Origin of the sequence: Marivita sp. (assembly GCF_965656765.1) — a bacterium.
Classification (GTDB): Bacteria; Pseudomonadota; Alphaproteobacteria; order Rhodobacterales; family Rhodobacteraceae; genus Marivita.
This window is the reverse complement of record NZ_CBFHLV010000070.1, coordinates 1-15,073: the sequence shown is the minus strand read 5'-3', so window position 1 is coordinate 15,073 and position 15,073 is coordinate 1. Positions and strand designations below refer to the sequence as shown.

At 57.2% G+C, this 15,073-nt stretch carries 16 protein-coding genes; 5 read left to right on the top strand and 11 right to left on the bottom strand.

Annotation, left to right across the window (positions count from 1 at the left end; translation table 11 throughout):
* Nucleotides 1-173 precede the first annotated feature (173 nt).
* From ACTG4M_RS15070 to ACTG4M_RS15050, 5 genes are all read right to left on the bottom strand, one after another.
* On the bottom strand, nucleotides 174-929 hold the full coding sequence (locus tag ACTG4M_RS15070) for an ABC transporter ATP-binding protein (protein ID WP_439124491.1): 756 nt from the start codon (nucleotides 927-929) through the stop codon (nucleotides 174-176).
* A gap of 27 nt (nucleotides 930-956) precedes the next feature.
* The gene (locus ACTG4M_RS15065; RefSeq protein WP_439124490.1) at nucleotides 957-1,712 is read right to left on the bottom strand and encodes an ABC transporter ATP-binding protein; all 756 of its coding nucleotides are present in this window, start codon (nucleotides 1,710-1,712) and stop codon (nucleotides 957-959) included.
* A gap of 12 nt (nucleotides 1,713-1,724) precedes the next feature.
* Nucleotides 1,725-2,921, bottom strand: coding sequence for a branched-chain amino acid ABC transporter permease (locus ACTG4M_RS15060; protein WP_439124489.1), 1,197 nt, complete (start codon nucleotides 2,919-2,921; stop codon nucleotides 1,725-1,727).
* Nucleotides 2,922-2,924: 3 nt separating this feature from the next.
* Nucleotides 2,925-3,956, bottom strand: coding sequence for a branched-chain amino acid ABC transporter permease (locus tag ACTG4M_RS15055; RefSeq protein WP_439124488.1), 1,032 nt, complete (start codon nucleotides 3,954-3,956; stop codon nucleotides 2,925-2,927).
* A 108-nt stretch (nucleotides 3,957-4,064) separates the two neighbouring features.
* Nucleotides 4,065-5,411 (bottom strand): substrate-binding protein, encoded by a 1,347-nt coding sequence (locus ACTG4M_RS15050; protein ID WP_439124487.1) that lies wholly within the window; start codon nucleotides 5,409-5,411, stop codon nucleotides 4,065-4,067.
* A gap of 219 nt (nucleotides 5,412-5,630) precedes the next feature.
* On the opposite strand from ACTG4M_RS15050, the gene ACTG4M_RS15045 reads away from it, so the two are divergent.
* From ACTG4M_RS15045 to ACTG4M_RS15025, 5 genes are all read left to right on the top strand, one after another.
* Nucleotides 5,631-6,947: a helix-turn-helix domain-containing protein gene (locus ACTG4M_RS15045; protein WP_439124486.1), complete on the top strand. Its 1,317-nt coding sequence runs from the start codon at nucleotides 5,631-5,633 to the stop codon at nucleotides 6,945-6,947.
* Nucleotides 6,948-7,040: 93 nt separating this feature from the next.
* The gene (locus ACTG4M_RS15040; protein ID WP_439124485.1) at nucleotides 7,041-7,409 is read left to right on the top strand and encodes a response regulator transcription factor; all 369 of its coding nucleotides are present in this window, start codon (nucleotides 7,041-7,043) and stop codon (nucleotides 7,407-7,409) included.
* The gene (locus ACTG4M_RS15035; RefSeq protein WP_439124484.1) at nucleotides 7,406-7,687 is read left to right on the top strand and encodes a hypothetical protein; all 282 of its coding nucleotides are present in this window, start codon (nucleotides 7,406-7,408) and stop codon (nucleotides 7,685-7,687) included. Before ACTG4M_RS15040 ends, ACTG4M_RS15035 begins: the two co-directional genes overlap by 4 nt.
* Entirely contained in the window at nucleotides 7,684-10,371 is a 2,688-nt protein-coding gene (locus ACTG4M_RS15030; RefSeq protein WP_439124483.1) for an ATP-binding protein, read from the top strand. Before ACTG4M_RS15035 ends, ACTG4M_RS15030 begins: the two co-directional genes overlap by 4 nt.
* A gap of 84 nt (nucleotides 10,372-10,455) precedes the next feature.
* Nucleotides 10,456-11,487, top strand: a complete 1,032-nt coding sequence (locus ACTG4M_RS15025; protein WP_439124482.1) for a FliM/FliN family flagellar motor C-terminal domain-containing protein — start codon at nucleotides 10,456-10,458, stop codon at nucleotides 11,485-11,487.
* A 21-nt stretch (nucleotides 11,488-11,508) separates the two neighbouring features.
* Here the strand turns inward: ACTG4M_RS15025 and ACTG4M_RS15020 are convergent, their stop codons facing one another.
* The 6 genes from ACTG4M_RS15020 to ACTG4M_RS14995 all read right to left on the bottom strand — a co-directional run.
* Entirely contained in the window at nucleotides 11,509-11,940 is a 432-nt protein-coding gene (locus ACTG4M_RS15020) for a TIGR01244 family sulfur transferase (protein ID WP_439124481.1), read from the bottom strand.
* Between the two features lie 9 nt (nucleotides 11,941-11,949).
* Nucleotides 11,950-12,384 carry a DUF6691 family protein gene (locus ACTG4M_RS15015; RefSeq protein ID WP_439124480.1) on the bottom strand — a complete coding sequence of 145 codons (435 nt, stop codon included), beginning with the start codon at nucleotides 12,382-12,384 and terminating at the stop codon, nucleotides 11,950-11,952.
* Nucleotides 12,384-12,809, bottom strand: coding sequence for a YeeE/YedE family protein (locus ACTG4M_RS15010; protein ID WP_439124479.1), 426 nt, complete (start codon nucleotides 12,807-12,809; stop codon nucleotides 12,384-12,386). The genes ACTG4M_RS15015 and ACTG4M_RS15010 overlap by 1 nt, the downstream gene beginning before the upstream one ends.
* A gap of 3 nt (nucleotides 12,810-12,812) precedes the next feature.
* Nucleotides 12,813-13,676 (bottom strand): MBL fold metallo-hydrolase, encoded by an 864-nt coding sequence (locus tag ACTG4M_RS15005; RefSeq protein ID WP_439124478.1) that lies wholly within the window; start codon nucleotides 13,674-13,676, stop codon nucleotides 12,813-12,815.
* Between the two features lie 107 nt (nucleotides 13,677-13,783).
* Nucleotides 13,784-14,836 (bottom strand): choline ABC transporter ATP-binding protein, encoded by a 1,053-nt coding sequence (gene choV, locus ACTG4M_RS15000; RefSeq protein WP_439124477.1) that lies wholly within the window; start codon nucleotides 14,834-14,836, stop codon nucleotides 13,784-13,786.
* The coding region (locus ACTG4M_RS14995) for an ABC transporter permease subunit (protein WP_439124476.1) at nucleotides 14,833-15,073 on the bottom strand (241 nt) is incomplete at its 5' end. The genes ACTG4M_RS14995 and choV, both read right to left, overlap by 4 nt.

Here is a 15,073-nt window from a genome sequence, read left to right as displayed (position 1 = left end):
GCGCATACATCTCCTCATAACGCGCTGCATCAACATGCGCATTGGCAACCATCTCGGCGGATGGGGGGTAGGTCGTGTCAGTCATGGGGGTGTCCTCCTCTTTCGTAAAAGAAAACCGCCCCGCCGGGAAAATGGCAAGGGCGGCTTAGGTCGCAAAACGTAAAAAACCAGCCTCAGATCGCGAGGTATTCGGCGCGCAATGAGTCGTTTCCAAGAACCTCTTCCGCAGTGCCGTCAAACACGATGGAACCCGTGTCGAGGATGATGGCCCGGTCAGCCAGTTGCAGCGCACGGATCGCGTTCTGTTCAACAAGGATCGTGGTCATCCCCTGTTCCTTGATCACGCGCAGTGTCTTTTCGATCTCATCCACGATCACTGGCGCCAATCCTTCATAGGGTTCATCAAGCAACAACACCTTGATGTCGCGCGCCAATGCACGGGCGATGGAGAGCATTTGTTGTTCGCCACCCGACAGTGTGACGCCCTCTTGTTTGCGGCGTTCGCCCAAGCGCGGGAAGAGATCATACAGACGTTCGATCGACCAGCCAATGGGTGGCGCGATTTGCGCAAGTTGAAGGTTTTCCTCAACCGTCAGGCCGGGGATAATACAACGATCTTCGGGAACAAGACCAAGCCCAACAGTGGCGGCCTCGTAGGATTTCATTTTGTGCAGCGGCTGGTGGTCCAGCCATATTTCGCCATGATTGACCTGTGGGCTGTCCATACGGGCGATAGAGCGCAGAGTTGTGGTTTTCCCAGCGCCGTTGCGGCCCAGAAGAGCAAGAATCTCACCCTCGTGGACGTTAAACGAGATGCCCTGCACAATATAGCTTTCGCCGTAGTAGCTGTGCATGTCCCAAACAGAGAGAAAGGCCGGGGCGGTTTGGGCCGCGTTGGCATTTTTCGAAAAATCGGGTCTGACGTTCATTGTCTTGTCCTTTCGACCACGCGGGCTTTACGCCGCTTCGCCAAGATAGGCTTCTTTGACCTTGGGGTGGCCCTTGATATTCTCGGGGGTGTCTTCGACCAGCGGCGTACCCTGCGCGAGAACGGTGATGCGTTCGGCCAAAGAAAAGACCACATGCATGTCATGTTCGATAATCGCGATGGTGATGTTGCGCTTTTCCTTGATCTCTTTGAGCAGGTCGATGGTGTTGTTTGTATCCGCCCGCGCCATACCCGCTGTTGGTTCGTCCAGCAGCAAGAGCTTGGGGTTTTGCACAAGGCACATTGCCATTTCCAAACGCCGTTTGTCACCACGCGACATTGAAGCCGAATGCATGTTGCGCTTGTCGATCATGTTGACCTCTTCAAGCATCTGTTCTGCCTGTTCGCGCAGTTCCGCTTCGCTAAAGACCGACCGGATGCCATGCAGGGCGAACGATCCGTCCCGTTTGGCAAAGCAGGGGATCAACATGTTTTCCATCACCGTCAGGTCTGCGAAAATCTCGGGTGTTTGGAACACCCGGGAAATTCCCATCTGGTTGATTTCGAAGGGAGTGCGGCCCAGCACGCTTTGGCCGTCGAACATGACCGATCCGGTATCTGGGATCAGCTTGCCCACGAGGCAGTTAAGCAGAGTGGATTTGCCCGCCCCGTTCGGCCCGATGATCGCGTGACAGGTGTTTTCGGTCACGCTCAGGTTCACATTGCCCAAGGCTTGCAGGCCACCGAACCGTTTGTTGACGTCTTTGACTTCAAGAATTCCCATCTGTCCGTCTCCTTATTCCGCAGGTTCGGTGGTTGCGTTTTTCGGCTCGTCCGCTTTCTTGCGGCGGAAGAGTTTGGCCAGCTTCTGACCGCCTTCGACAAGACCACCGGGCAGGAAGATCACGACCAGCATGAACACAATGCCCAGCGTCAGGTGCCAACCTTTGCCGATGAACGGGTAGATCAGCGTCACAACCAGGTCTTCAAGCCCGTCGGGAAGGAAGGCAAACCAGCTGTGCAGGATGTCCGAGTTGATCTTGGAAATGATGTTTTCCATGTACTTGATCATGCCCGCACCCAGAACCGGGCCAATAAGCGTTCCGACACCGCCGAGGATCGTCATCAGAACGACTTCACCCGAAGCTGTCCAGAACATCCGTTCCGCACCTGCAAGCGGGTCCATCGAGGCCATCAGGCCACCGGCAAGACCGGCATACATGCCCGAGATCACAAAGGCGGCCAGCGTATAGGGACGCGGGTTAAGACCGGTGTAGTTCAAGCGCTGCTGGTTCGATTTGATCGCACGCAACATCATACCAAAGGGCGACCGGAAGATCCGGATCGACAGATAGAACGAGGCCAGCATGATAATCGCGGCAAAGTAATAACCGACATTGAAGGTAAAGACCCAGCCGCCCAGTACCAATTCGGCACTGTCGCGCATTTCCAGGCCAAAGAAGCCGGGAACGGGGATGTTGCCTTCGCTTGCTGCACCGCCAAGGATGCGCGGATCGTCAAGTGCCAGTTGTAGACCCGTTTCACCACCCGTGATCGGTGTGAGAACCGAATAAGCGAGGGCGAAGGACATCTGTGCAAATGCCAGCGTCAGAATTGAGAAGTAAATCCCAGACCGCCGCAAACTGACATAGCCAATGATAAGCGCGAATACGCCTGCGGTGACGATTGCCAGCCCGATGGCCGGGATCACGTTCATGCTGAGCAGCTTGAACATCCAGACTGCCGCGTAAGATCCCACACCCAGAAAGGCTGCGTGACCAAAGCTGAGATAGCCGGTCAAGCCGAACAGGATGTTGAAGCCGATGGCGAAGATCCCAAAAATTACAAACCGCTGCATCAGGTCAGGATACCCGGCGTTGAACTGTGCCATCGCCGACCCTTCCGGAAACGGGTTCAGCAGGAAGGGTGCGAAAGCCACCAGTGCTGCAACGATCAGCAGGAGGGATGCGTCTTTTTTATCCAGTCCAAACATGGATCAGTCCTCCATCACGCCCTTGCGACCCATCAGGCCACGCGGACGCGTCAGTAGAATTACGATGGCAACAAGGTAGATGATCACCTGGTTGATGCCGGGGATAATGGCGATGACTTCGCGCATTGAGGCAAAGCTCTCGAGGATGCCAAGCAGAAAGCCCGCAAGCACCGCACCGGGCAAAGACCCCATGCCACCGACAACCACCACGACAAAGCTTAGGACCAGAAAGTCCATACCCATGTGGTAGTTTGGAGAGTTGATCGGCGTGTACATCACACCGGCCAGACCCGCGACCGCAGCGGCCAGTCCGAACATGATTGTAAACCGCTTGTCGATGTTGATGCCAAGGAGGCCTACGGTTTCGCGGTCTGCCATGCCGGCGCGGACAACCATGCCGAAAGTGGTGAATTGCAGGAAGGCAAAAACTGCTCCGATAATCAAAGCGGCGAAGGCAAAGTAGACCAGTCGCCAGTACGGGTAGATGATTGTGTTGGGATCAAATCCAATCAGCGCGCCAAAATCGAACGACCCGGTAAAGGCTGACGGTGCAGGTGTCGGGATCGGGTTGGCACCGTAGTAGTACTTGATGATTTCCTGCAGCACGATGGCAAGGCCAAAGGTTACAAGGATCTGGTCGGCGTGAGGGCGCTTGTAGAAGTGCTTGATCAGCCCGCGCTCCATGATCACACCAATCGCGATCATTACTGGAATGGCAAAGAGGATCGACAGCGGGACGGCCCAGTCAATGATACTGGACCCCATTGCCTCTCCGAAAATGTCATAGACATACGGTTGTTCGCGTGTCGCTTGATTGCCAAGGAAATCGACCTCGCCGGGGATTTCGACCTCGTGACTGAGGCTTAGCAGTCGTGACAGGGTCACAGCGCAAAAGGCACCGATCATGAACAGCGCGCCGTGCGCAAAGTTCACGACACCCAGTGTGCCGAAAATGAGTGTTAAGCCGAGCGCGATCAGCGCATAGGCAGAGCCCTTGTCGAGCCCGTTGAGAATTTGCAGGATTATGGCGTCCATTGCCCCACCCTTTGCGGTCAGAAGTGTGGAAGTGCAGGCAGCCCGTAACAGCAACAGGCTGAACAAAAGATGAGGTGGACCATGTGGCCCACCTCAGAGAACATCGGCTTATGCGCCGTTGTTGCAGGAACCCAGTGCGCCACCGGAGAACTGCGGGTGATCGGGTGCATATGTGACCTGATCCACCGGAGTAACTTCGACGATTTCGAGAAGGTCGAATTCCGAGGATGGGTTCTCTTTACCCTTCACAACCAGAACGTCTTTGAAGCACTGGTGGTCTTCGGCGCGGTACAGCGTCTTGCCGTTGCCCATGCCGTCGAATTCGAAGCCCTCAAGCGCTTCGACAACTGCACATGGTGCGAACGAGCCAGCACGTTCCACGGCGTCTGCATACAGCAGGGCCTGAACGTAGCAGGTGTGCGCAGCCTGCGACGGCGGGAAGCCGTACTTGGTGCCGAAGGACTGAACGAACTGCTTGGAGCCTTCGTCCTGCAGCGACCAGTGCCAGTTCGTCGAACCAAAGATGCCCTTAACGTTGGCACCCGCACCCTTCGCCATGAGGCGCGAGTAGAGCGGAACGATGATCTGGAAGTCTTTGCCGTTGACCTGCTTGTCGCGCAGACCGAACTGAACAGCGTTGGTGAGCGAGTTCACCATGTTTCCGCCGTAGTGGTTCAGAACCAGCGTATCGGCGCCGGACTGCAGAACCGGAGCGATGTAAGACGAGAAGTCTGTCTGCGTCAGCGGTGTTTTCACAGCTGCGACGGTTTCCCAGCCCATGGCTTCGGTCGAGGATTTCACGGCTTCTTCTGTGGTGTAACCCCAGTTGTAGTCCGCTGTCAGGTGATAGGCCTTACGGTCGGTGCCGTAGTTGGCGGCCAGAACCGGCGCAAGCGCCGCACCGGACATATACGAGTTAAAGAAGTGCCGGAAACCGTTGGCCCGCTTGTCTTTACCCGTTGTGTCGTTGGAGTGTGTGAGGCCCGCCATAAAGATGACGCCCGCTTCTTGGCAAAGTGCCTGAACGGCAACAGCCACGCCCGAGGACGAACCGCCTGTGATCATCACCGCGCCGTCTTTTTCGATCATCGACTTTGCCGATGCGCGCGCCGCGTCAGACTTGGTCTGCGTGTCGCCTGTGACGTACTCGACTTTCTTGCCGAGGATACCGTTGCCCTGAAGTGCCTTCGACGAGAAGGTGTTCAGCATGCCGCCGTCGCCTTCACCGTTCAGGTGTTCAACAGCAAGCTCGTAGGCGCGCAGTTCGTCCGCACCTTCGTCCGCGTAGGGGCCGGACTGGGGTACGTTGAAACCCAGAGTGACGGTCGAGCCTGTCGGTGCGTTTGTAAAGCCTTCGTGACCGGCTGCGGACAGGTAGGTGGGCAGCGCGAGGCCCGCACCTGCTCCAGCACCTGTCTTGAGCACGCCGCGACGTGTCAGGTTGCCTTTGGACATATAATCCTCCCAATGTCTTTAAGGGTCTGGCGGGGATCCTCCGACCGCCAACACCGCACATATGTGCAAATTAATTATCGGCTATGCATGGAAAACATAGCAATAAGCGCTTTGCTCTAAACACTTTTTCTGTCAAAAAATGAACAGTGCATCGCAGAAATCTGTAAATTTATTTTTTCCGCAGTGCAGAAACCGATTGATTCACCACGGGAATTTGACATGCCCCGCGACACTCTGACAGGAAGTCGAATTCGCGAACGCCGCGTGATGGCTGGACTAAAACAGTCGGAGCTGGCCAAACGAGCCAGCATTTCGCCGTCCTACCTAAACTTGATCGAACACAACCGGCGCAGAATCGGCGGCAAATTGTTGGTCGATATAGCCTTCGCGTTGGGGGTCGAGCCGGGATCGCTCACAGAAGGGGCGGAAACCACGTTGTTGGCCACCCTGCGCGAGGCGGCCAGCGACACAGACATCTCGGAAGCCGAATTTGCGCGGGTCGAGGAATTCGCCGGCCGCTTTCCCGGCTGGGCTGCGTTGTTGGCGGACAGTCAGCGCAAAGTCGAAACCCTGCAGCGCAGTGTAGAGGCTTTGACTGACCGTCTGACCCATGACCCGCATCTGGCCGCGTCCCTGCACGAGATGCTGTCAACTGTGACTGCGATCCGGTCCGCGGCGTCGATCCTGGCGGAACCGGGCGATATCGAACCGGAATGGCAAAGGCGCTTTAATCGCAACATCTATGAAGACAGTGCGCGTTTGGCCGACACCAGCCGCAGTTTGGCGCAATATCTTGAAGAATCGGATTCCGAAGCGTCTGAAACCAATGCGCCGCAGGACGAATTGGATGCGGTATTCCAAAAAACAGGATTTCATTTGCCTGCGCTCGAACATTCAGAAGCGAATGTCGATGTGGTTGTCGACCAGCTGGGGCAGGGCGTGTCGCAATCGGCAAGATGGCTCTTGCACCACGTGCTGACTCGGTATCGAAGCGACGCGAAACATATGCCGCTGGGGGATTGCGCCGATACGGTGGCGGTTTCGGGCAACGATCCTTTCGCTTTGGCCGCACGGTTTGGTTGTGACCTTGCCAGCGCCATGCGTCGCCTTGCGCATTTGCCCGAAGACATTCTTCCCGATCCGGTGGGGCTTGCGATCTGTGACGGTTCTGGAGTGACAACCTTTCGCAAACCGCTGCCCGAATTTCCGTTGCCCCGATTGGGCGCGGGATGTGCACTCTGGCCTCTTTATCGGGCGTTGGCGCGGCCAATGATGGTCCACACCGAAGTGATGGAGCAATCGGCCCGCGCTGCAGCGCGCCATCGCGGCTTTGCCATTTCGCAACCTATTGGTCCGGTGCGGCCGGGAGAAGATGTGCTGTTCGAGAGCCATATGTTGATCGTGCCGGAACCCAAGCGCGACACGTCCGAGGCAATACGTCAGGTTGGTTTGACATGCCGGATTTGCCCGCATCCGACCTGTGAGGCACGCCGCGAGCCTTCGATCATGGTGGCATCTGCACCGAGGAAGCTTTGACACATTGCCTGCACTTCGTAATAGTTTACCCAAGCTGGCCAAAAATAACGGCAAAAGCCGACCAGCTAATTGCGGCATCGGGGGAGGGCGCGCGTGTCAAAACAGGTTCTGTTAATTGAAGACGAACCCAATATCATTGAAGCGATCAGCTTCATCCTATCGCGTGATGGGTGGACGGTAAAAACGCATTCTAATGGCGCGGATGCCGTTGAGATGGTGAAGGAACGAAAACCAGATGTGGTCATTCTGGACGTGATGCTTCCGGGCAAAAGCGGGTACGACATTCTGCGCGAATTGCGCGAGGACCCGACCAGCAGTGCTTTGCCTGTCTTGATGTTGACGGCACGTGGTCAGACCAAAGACCGCGAGATTGCAGAGCGGGCGGGCTGTGATGCCTTTATGACCAAGCCGTTTTCAAATGCTGACATGCTTGAAACCGTGAGAACCCTCGCTGCCAAATGAGAGAACCAACGGATAGGCCCGGATTGCCAACCGTGTTTCATGAACGCCGCACCTATCGCAGGCGGCGGGTCATGGATGCTGCGCGACTGGCACCGGTGCTGGCGTTGGTGCTATGGAGCTTGCCGCTGCTCTGGCCTCAAACCGGTGAGGATACCGTTAGCAGCGCCACGGCCCTGATTTATATCTTCGTCGTTTGGGCCGGAATCATTGTTCTGACTTGGGGGCTGTCGCGCCTTTTGGCCGAAGAGGTGGATGATCCTCCGGACACGGACACATGAGCACGCTCAATCTTCTGGTCGCGGTGTGTACCGCGTACGTGTTCTTTTTGTTCTTCGTCGCCTTTGCCGCCGACCGAATGGCGATGCAGGGCAAAAAGGCGTGGCTCCGTTCGCCTTTGATTTATACCTTGTCCCTGTCGATCTACTGCACCGCTTGGACATTTTATGGCGCGGTCGGGTCTGCGGCGCGCAACGGGTTTGAATACCTGACGATTTATCTGGGCCCAACCCTGATCATGGTCAGTTGGTGGTGGCTCTTGCGCAAACTGGTGCGGATCGGGCGCACGCAGAAAATTACATCGATTGCTGACCTGATTTCATCGCGCTATGGCAAATCAAGCCTTTTGGCCGCCGGTGTTACGATCCTCGCTGTGATCGGAACAACGCCTTACATTGCACTGCAACTTCAGTCGGTGACGCTGTCGTTCTCGGTGTTTGCCGCTCAGGCCGATGGCACCACACCGCAGAACCAAGCTGATCTGGCGCTGTGGTTGTCCCTTGGATTGGCTTTGTTCACCGTTCTATTCGGCACCCGAAACCTTGATGCCAAAGAAAGGCATGACGGAGTCGTCATGGCCATCGCCGTCGAAGCGGTTGTCAAGCTAGTCGCATTGCTGTCGGTCGGCATCTTTGTCGTCTGGGGCGTGTCGGGCGGCTTGACTGAAGCGCTCAACCGGATTGATGCGTCTGAATTCGGCCAATGGCACACCGACCGAAGCCGCTGGGCGGGACTCATCTTTCTGTCGGCGGCGGCGTTCCTGTGCTTGCCGCGTACATTTCAGGTTCTGGTTGTCGAGAATGATGACGAAAGCCACCTGCGCACAGCGGCTTGGGCGTTTCCACTTTATTTATGCCTGATCAGCCTGTTCGTCGTGCCCATTGCCGTGGTCGGCCTTGAGATAATGCCTGACGGGTCGAACCCGGACCTGTTCGTTTTGACAGTGCCTTTGGCGCTGGGCGAAAATGGGCTGGCGATGCTGTCCTTCCTTGGCGGGTTCAGTTCGGCCACATCGATGGTGATTGTTGCCGCGATTGCGTTGTCGACAATGGTGTCAAACCACATCGTCATGCCGATCTGGCTTCGTCTGCGGCCCAGCGGGGCCAGTGTGTCAGGCGATGTGCGCGCAGCGGTTCTTATGGCGCGGCGCATTTCCATCGTTGGCGTTGTGATGCTGGGCTATCTCTATTTCCGCCTATCCAGCGGGGGCGAGGCGCTGGCATCTATCGGATTGGTGGCGTTTTGCGGGTTGGCGCAGGTTTTGCCCGCCATGGTGGGCGGCATGTTCTGGCGCGGCGCCACCCGGTTGGGCGCGTTTGCGGGACTGACAGCTGGCTTTGTCACCTGGCTCTATACGCTTTACCTGCCCAGCTTTGGTGTTGGTACGATCCTGCCGATGTCGGTAATCGAAAACGGGTTGTTCGGTCAGACATGGCTGCGTCCAGATGCGCTGTTCGGAATCGCGGGTCTGGACCAGCTGATGCATGCGCTTTTGTGGAGCATGCTGTTTAACATCGTGGCCTTTTTGACCGTGTCGCTTGTCACATTCCCGTCGCCTTTGGAGCGCCTACAGGCCGCGCAATTCGTTAACATTTTCGAGCATTCCGCGAACACAAGAAGCTGGTCTGGCGGCAGCGCACAGACCGAAGACCTGATGGTCATGGCGCAGCGCATTCTTGGCGCGCGCGAAGCACAGGCATTGTTCCTGCGGCACGCCCGGCGGCAAGGCGCACGCGGTGACCTCCCGGCAACAACCCCCGATTTTCTTGAAGCGCTAGAACGCGAATTGGGCAGCTCGGTTGGGGCTGCGACCGCTCATGCGATGGTGGGACAGATCACTGGTGGTATGGCGATATCCGTCGAAGACCTGATGGCTGTGGCGGATGAAACAGCGCAGATGCTTGAATATTCGGCGCGGCTCAAGGAGCAATCCGAAGAACTTAGTCGCACTGCGCTGGAGCTGCGCAACGCCAACCAAAAGCTGACCCGTCTTTCGATCCAGAAAGATGCGTTTCTCAGCCAGATCAGTCACGAACTGCGCACGCCTATGACATCCATCCGGGCGTTCTCGGAAATTTTGCGCGACACCGACGAGATGCAGCCCGAAGACCAATCTCGCTATGCGTCGATTATTCATGACGAGGCGCAGCGCCTGACGCGGCTTTTGGACGATCTGCTTGATCTGAGCGTGGTTGAGAACGGGCAGGTCAACCTGAACCTGCGCGACGGAACGCTACGTGATGCGCTTGACCGTGCGGTGTCGTCTTCGGCGATTGGGGAAGATGGCGTCAAGCTTGATATTCAACGCGACACGTCCAAGGAAGAAATTGTCCTGCATACAGATCTTGACCGGCTGAGCCAGGTGTTCATCAACCTGATTGCCAACGCACGGAAGTATTGTGATGCCAAAAGCCCGCGCCTGATCATTCGTGTCATGCAAGAGGCGGATCGCATTGTCGTTGATTTTCAGGACAACGGGTCAGGAATCGCGCCTGATGCGGTAGATATGATCTTTGAAAAATTTGCCCGTGTCAGCGACCAAAAAGCGGGCGGCGCTGGGCTTGGCCTCGCTATTTGCCGTCAGGTCATGACCCGTCTCGGTGGATCGGTGGATTATGTTCCGGCGACACGGGGTGCTACGTTCCGTGTAATCTTGCCGTACCGCACAGCGATAGCTGCGCAATAATCTGATCTGGGTGAATTTGCTAAACCCTTGGTAACCAATTCCGGCCATAACTTTGGGAATGGCTAAGGGGGTATTTGCGCAGATATGACCGAAGACGGGGTAGATACGGTTCTGCAGCGCAAGGCGCAGGCGCAGCGCAAGGCGTTGGGCGGCGGCTCTTTGTCGATGCCTCGAGCATTGGCGCGCGGGCTGTCAATTGCGGCGGATGCTCTGTGGGGATTGAGCCTTGCCGCGACGCATGTTTTTGACGAAACGCTGACACCTGATCGTGCGATCCGGCGTCTGGACGAAGATCAGTTGTTGATCATCCTCGACACCGAAACCGCGCCCGCGGGACTGGTGGCGCTGGATCGTGACCTCGTCACTGGTCTGATCGAGGTGCAGACTTTGGGGCGGGTCACCCGGTTTCCGAACGATCAGCGGGCCTATACCCCAACCGATGCCGCGATGATGGCCCCCTTGCTTGATGCGGCTTTACCCCGGTTCGCATCGATGCTGGCGGCACAGCCAGAAATGGCTCATCTTCAGAACTATTCATTTGGCGCGTTGGTCGAAGACGCGCAAACAGCAGATTTGGCGCTTGATGCGGAAAGCTATCACCTGACGGCCTTTGACGTCAGCCTTGCCCATGACACTCGCGCAGGGCGTGCCATTTTTCTGTTTCCCGAACCACCAAAAATGGTCGAGCAGGGGCGACCGTCCGATATTGGGAAACACGAAGCTGTTCTCAAGCTGGCTCCGGCACGCATGCAGGCGGTGCTGACGCGGATCCATATCCCGCTCGACAAGGCGCAGGCGCTCAGGCCCGGGGATGTGCTGACCGTTTCATCGCAAGCAACCTCGTCCGCCACTTTGGTGATGTCCGGCGGACATGTGGTGGCGCGTGGAAAGCTGGGTCAGATGAATGGCTTCCGGGCAATCCGCATCGGATCCGACGAAACACTGCTCCACAAACCAGAGGTCCGAAGACCACCAGCCGAAGAGCAGAGCACAGCCGGCCAAATTGCGCCACAGACTGACCCATCCACATCTCTCGTGCCACAGGTAACGCCGGGCTACACGTTCGATGGCTCATTCGACGTGGATTTAGACGATCTCGCGGCAGGCCTGTCATGACCGCAAGGCGCGGTGAGCGCGTTAGCCCTGCGCCGCGGCTGCTGCGTCCAGGGTCGGGCGCATTGCGGACAGGTCGTATCCGGCCCGCGCGACCGCCTCGATGATGGCATCCGACGGAAGTTGCCCAGCCTTACTTAACGCCCAGAGGATCGAACAGCGTGTACCGGATGCGCAATAGGCCAGAACCGGCCCGTCAGACGCTTCCACGATAGCGGCTTGTTGGGCAACTCTATCGTGGGTCATGGTCTGATGGGTGATCGGCAACACCTCGAACCGCAGCCCTTCGGCTTCGAGTGCGGCGCGTATGGTGTCAGCCTGATGGGACGGTGGCACTTCGGCATCGGGGCGGTTGCAAATCACGGTGGTGATGCCCGCTTCCTTGATGGCGGCGGCATCTTGGGGGTCGATCTGCGGGGACACGCTATAGCGGTCAGTGATTGGTCGAATATCCATACCAAAGACCTACTGCGCCGTCGCGGGCCTGTCCAGCCATGCCCTTAGGCTTGGCATCGCGCTCATCCCGGCGACCATCGCTCCAAGGAACACAAGCCCTTCGATCCCACCATAACTGAGCGAGGCAATCGCAGGCCCGGGGCAGAGCCCAACAAGACCCCATCCCATCCCGAATAGCACCGACCCAACAACAAGGTTACGCCCCAGCTTGGGCTCCGGTGGAGGCGGCATGGCATCCCCGGTCAGCGCAAAGCGCCGTTTCGCGGCAATCCGCCAAGCAATCGCCATCGGCATGATCGCCCCGCCCATGACAAAGGCCAGCGTCGGGTCCCAGTTGCCAAAGATATCAAGCCATCCCTGCACTTTGCGGGTGTCAGTCATGCCCGAAATGAACAGACCTGCACCAAACAGGCCACCGGCGACAAAAGCGAATATATTGCGCATCAGATGATCCCCAGCAGATGGCGGAACAAAACGACGGTCAGACCGCCGGCGAGAATGTAAAACACTGTGGCGACCATACCGCGCAACGACAGCCGCGAAATCCCGCAGACGCCGTGCCCGGATGTGCAGCCGTTGGCCAATCGTGTGCCAACGCCTACCAGTAGACCAGCGGCGATGAGCAGTGCGAAATTGCCTGTGGCGTGGGTTTCCTTGGGGCCAAGGAAGAACAGCAAAACCACCGGGATCACTGCCAATCCGGCCAAAAAGCTCACACGTTCCCACATTGTGTTGCGCCCGCTGCCATCGACAAGCCCGCCGATGATGCCACTCGCACCCATGATGCGCCCATTGGCCAGCAGATAGACCGCGCCGCCAGTGCCGATCAGCGCGCCACCAACCAGCCCGTAAATCCAATCAGGGTTCATGATTTACAATCCGTTTACTGGAACTTTGAGAAAGACCTTACCGTCATCATCCGCAGGTGGCATCTGCCCTGCGCGCATGTTGACCTGTAGCGAAGGGATGATCAGTTTTGGCATGGCCAATGTTGCATCACGGGCGTCACGCATTTCAATAAAGTCGGTTTTGGAAGCGGCGCCACCAACATGCACGTTCTTCGCCTTTTGTTCGCCGACCGTGGTTTCCCAAGCGTAATCATCGCGCCCTGGTGCCTTGTAGTCATGGCCGACAAAGATGCGGGTTTCGTCTGGCAATTCCAGGATTTTCTGCACGGAATCAAAGAGCTGGTCTGAAGAGCCCCCGGGGAAGTCACACCGTGCTGTGCCGAAATCGGGCATGAAAAGCGTATCGCCGACAAAGGCTGCGTCGCCTATCACATAGGTCAGGCAGGCAGGGGTGTGGCCCGGCGTGTGTAGCACATCGGCGCGCATCTGCCCGATGTGAAAGCTGTCGCCTTCTTGGAACAACTGATCGAACTGGCTGCCGTCGCGTTGGAATTCAGTGCCTTCATTGAACACCTTGCCGAATGTGTCCTGCACAACCTGAATGCGGTCGCCAATCCCGACCTGCCCGCCAAGCGCCTCTTGCAGGTACGGCGCAGCGCTCAGGTGGTCGGCATGAACATGTGTTTCCAGTAACCACTGCACATCCAACTTGTGTTCCTTAACGAAAGCAATAATCGCATCAGCGGATTTTGTATCGGTGCGGCCTGACGCATAGTCGAAATCAAGCACGCTATCGACAATCGCGCAGGCGCTGCCTTCGGGATCTTGAACCACGTAAGAAATCGTATTGGTGGCGTCGTCAAAAAAACCTGTGATCTTGGGTGTCATATCTGAGCCCTCCTTGCTTGATCAACATATATAGAAAACTGAATACGTAACAAGGGGTGACCGCGAAAAAATGCACGCGACACTCAGGTTTTGATGTGTGCGCGGGATCAGACGGGTTCCCGCGCGCCAGCGCCGGTTGGGTCCGACAGATAGGCGAGCACGTCATCTTTGCCGATCACCCCGATCGAAGTGTCGCCGTCCACCACCGCCAAATCAACTTCGCTGCTGACCAAACTGGTCATGACCTCTTGGACACGCGCATCCGCATCCACGGCCACAGCATCATCAGATGGTGATCCGGCACGCATTACATCGCGCGCGCGCAGCACACCCAAGGGATTCATATGTTTGACGAAATCCGCCACGTAATCATTTGACGGATTGCGGAAAATCTCTTGTGGGGTGCCACATTGCACAATACGTCCGCCCTCCATGATGGCGATGCGATTGCCAATTTTGAACGCTTCATCCAGGTCGTGGCTGACAAAAATAATTGTCCGCTTCAACCGCTGCTGCAGTTCGAGCAATTCGTCCTGCAACTTGGTCCGGATCAACGGGTCAAGCGCCGAGAACGGCTCGTCCATCAGCAGAATTGGCGCATCTGTTGCAAATGCACGGGCCAGCCCAACTCGCTGTTGCATGCCTCCCGAAAGCTCTGCCACCTTGCGGTCAGCCCAATCGGTCAGACCCACAAGCGCAAGCTGGGCCTCGACCCGGTCTTTGCGTTCAGCTTTTGACTGACCACCAAGTTCAAGGCCAAGGCCGACGTTTTCCCGCACGCTCCGCCATGGTAATAAACCGAACTGCTGAAACACCATCGCCACATGGCGCAAGCGCATGTCGCGCAGCACTTCTGCGCTCGCATGCGTCACATCGACAAGCCCTTGGCCATCGTGCACCCGCACACAGCCGCGCGCGACGGGGTTCAGCCCGTTTACCGCCCGCAAGAGCGTGGATTTACCCGACCCAGACAAGCCCATGAGAACGAGAATTTCGCCCTCTGCCACGTCAAGCGAGCAGTCATGCACACCCAAGACCTGCCCGGTGTCGCGCTGGATTTGGCCCCGGTCCTGACCTGCATCCATCAACGGAAGCGCGGCGTGAGGTTTGTCGCCGAACACGATGGAAACATTGTCGAATGCGACGCGTGTCTCGCTCATTTCTCGCGCTCCATCCGCAGCATCCGGTCAAGGATGATCGCCACCACGACGATCACAAACCCGCTTTCAAATCCACGCGCGGTGTTCACCTGATTAAGCGCCCGCACCACTGGCACACCCAATCCGTCAGCGCCAACAAGGGCTGCAATCACCACCATTGACAGCGACAGCATGATGGTCTGATTCAAGCCGGCCATGATCTGCGGCAGAGCTGAGGGCAGTTCGACCTTCCAAAGC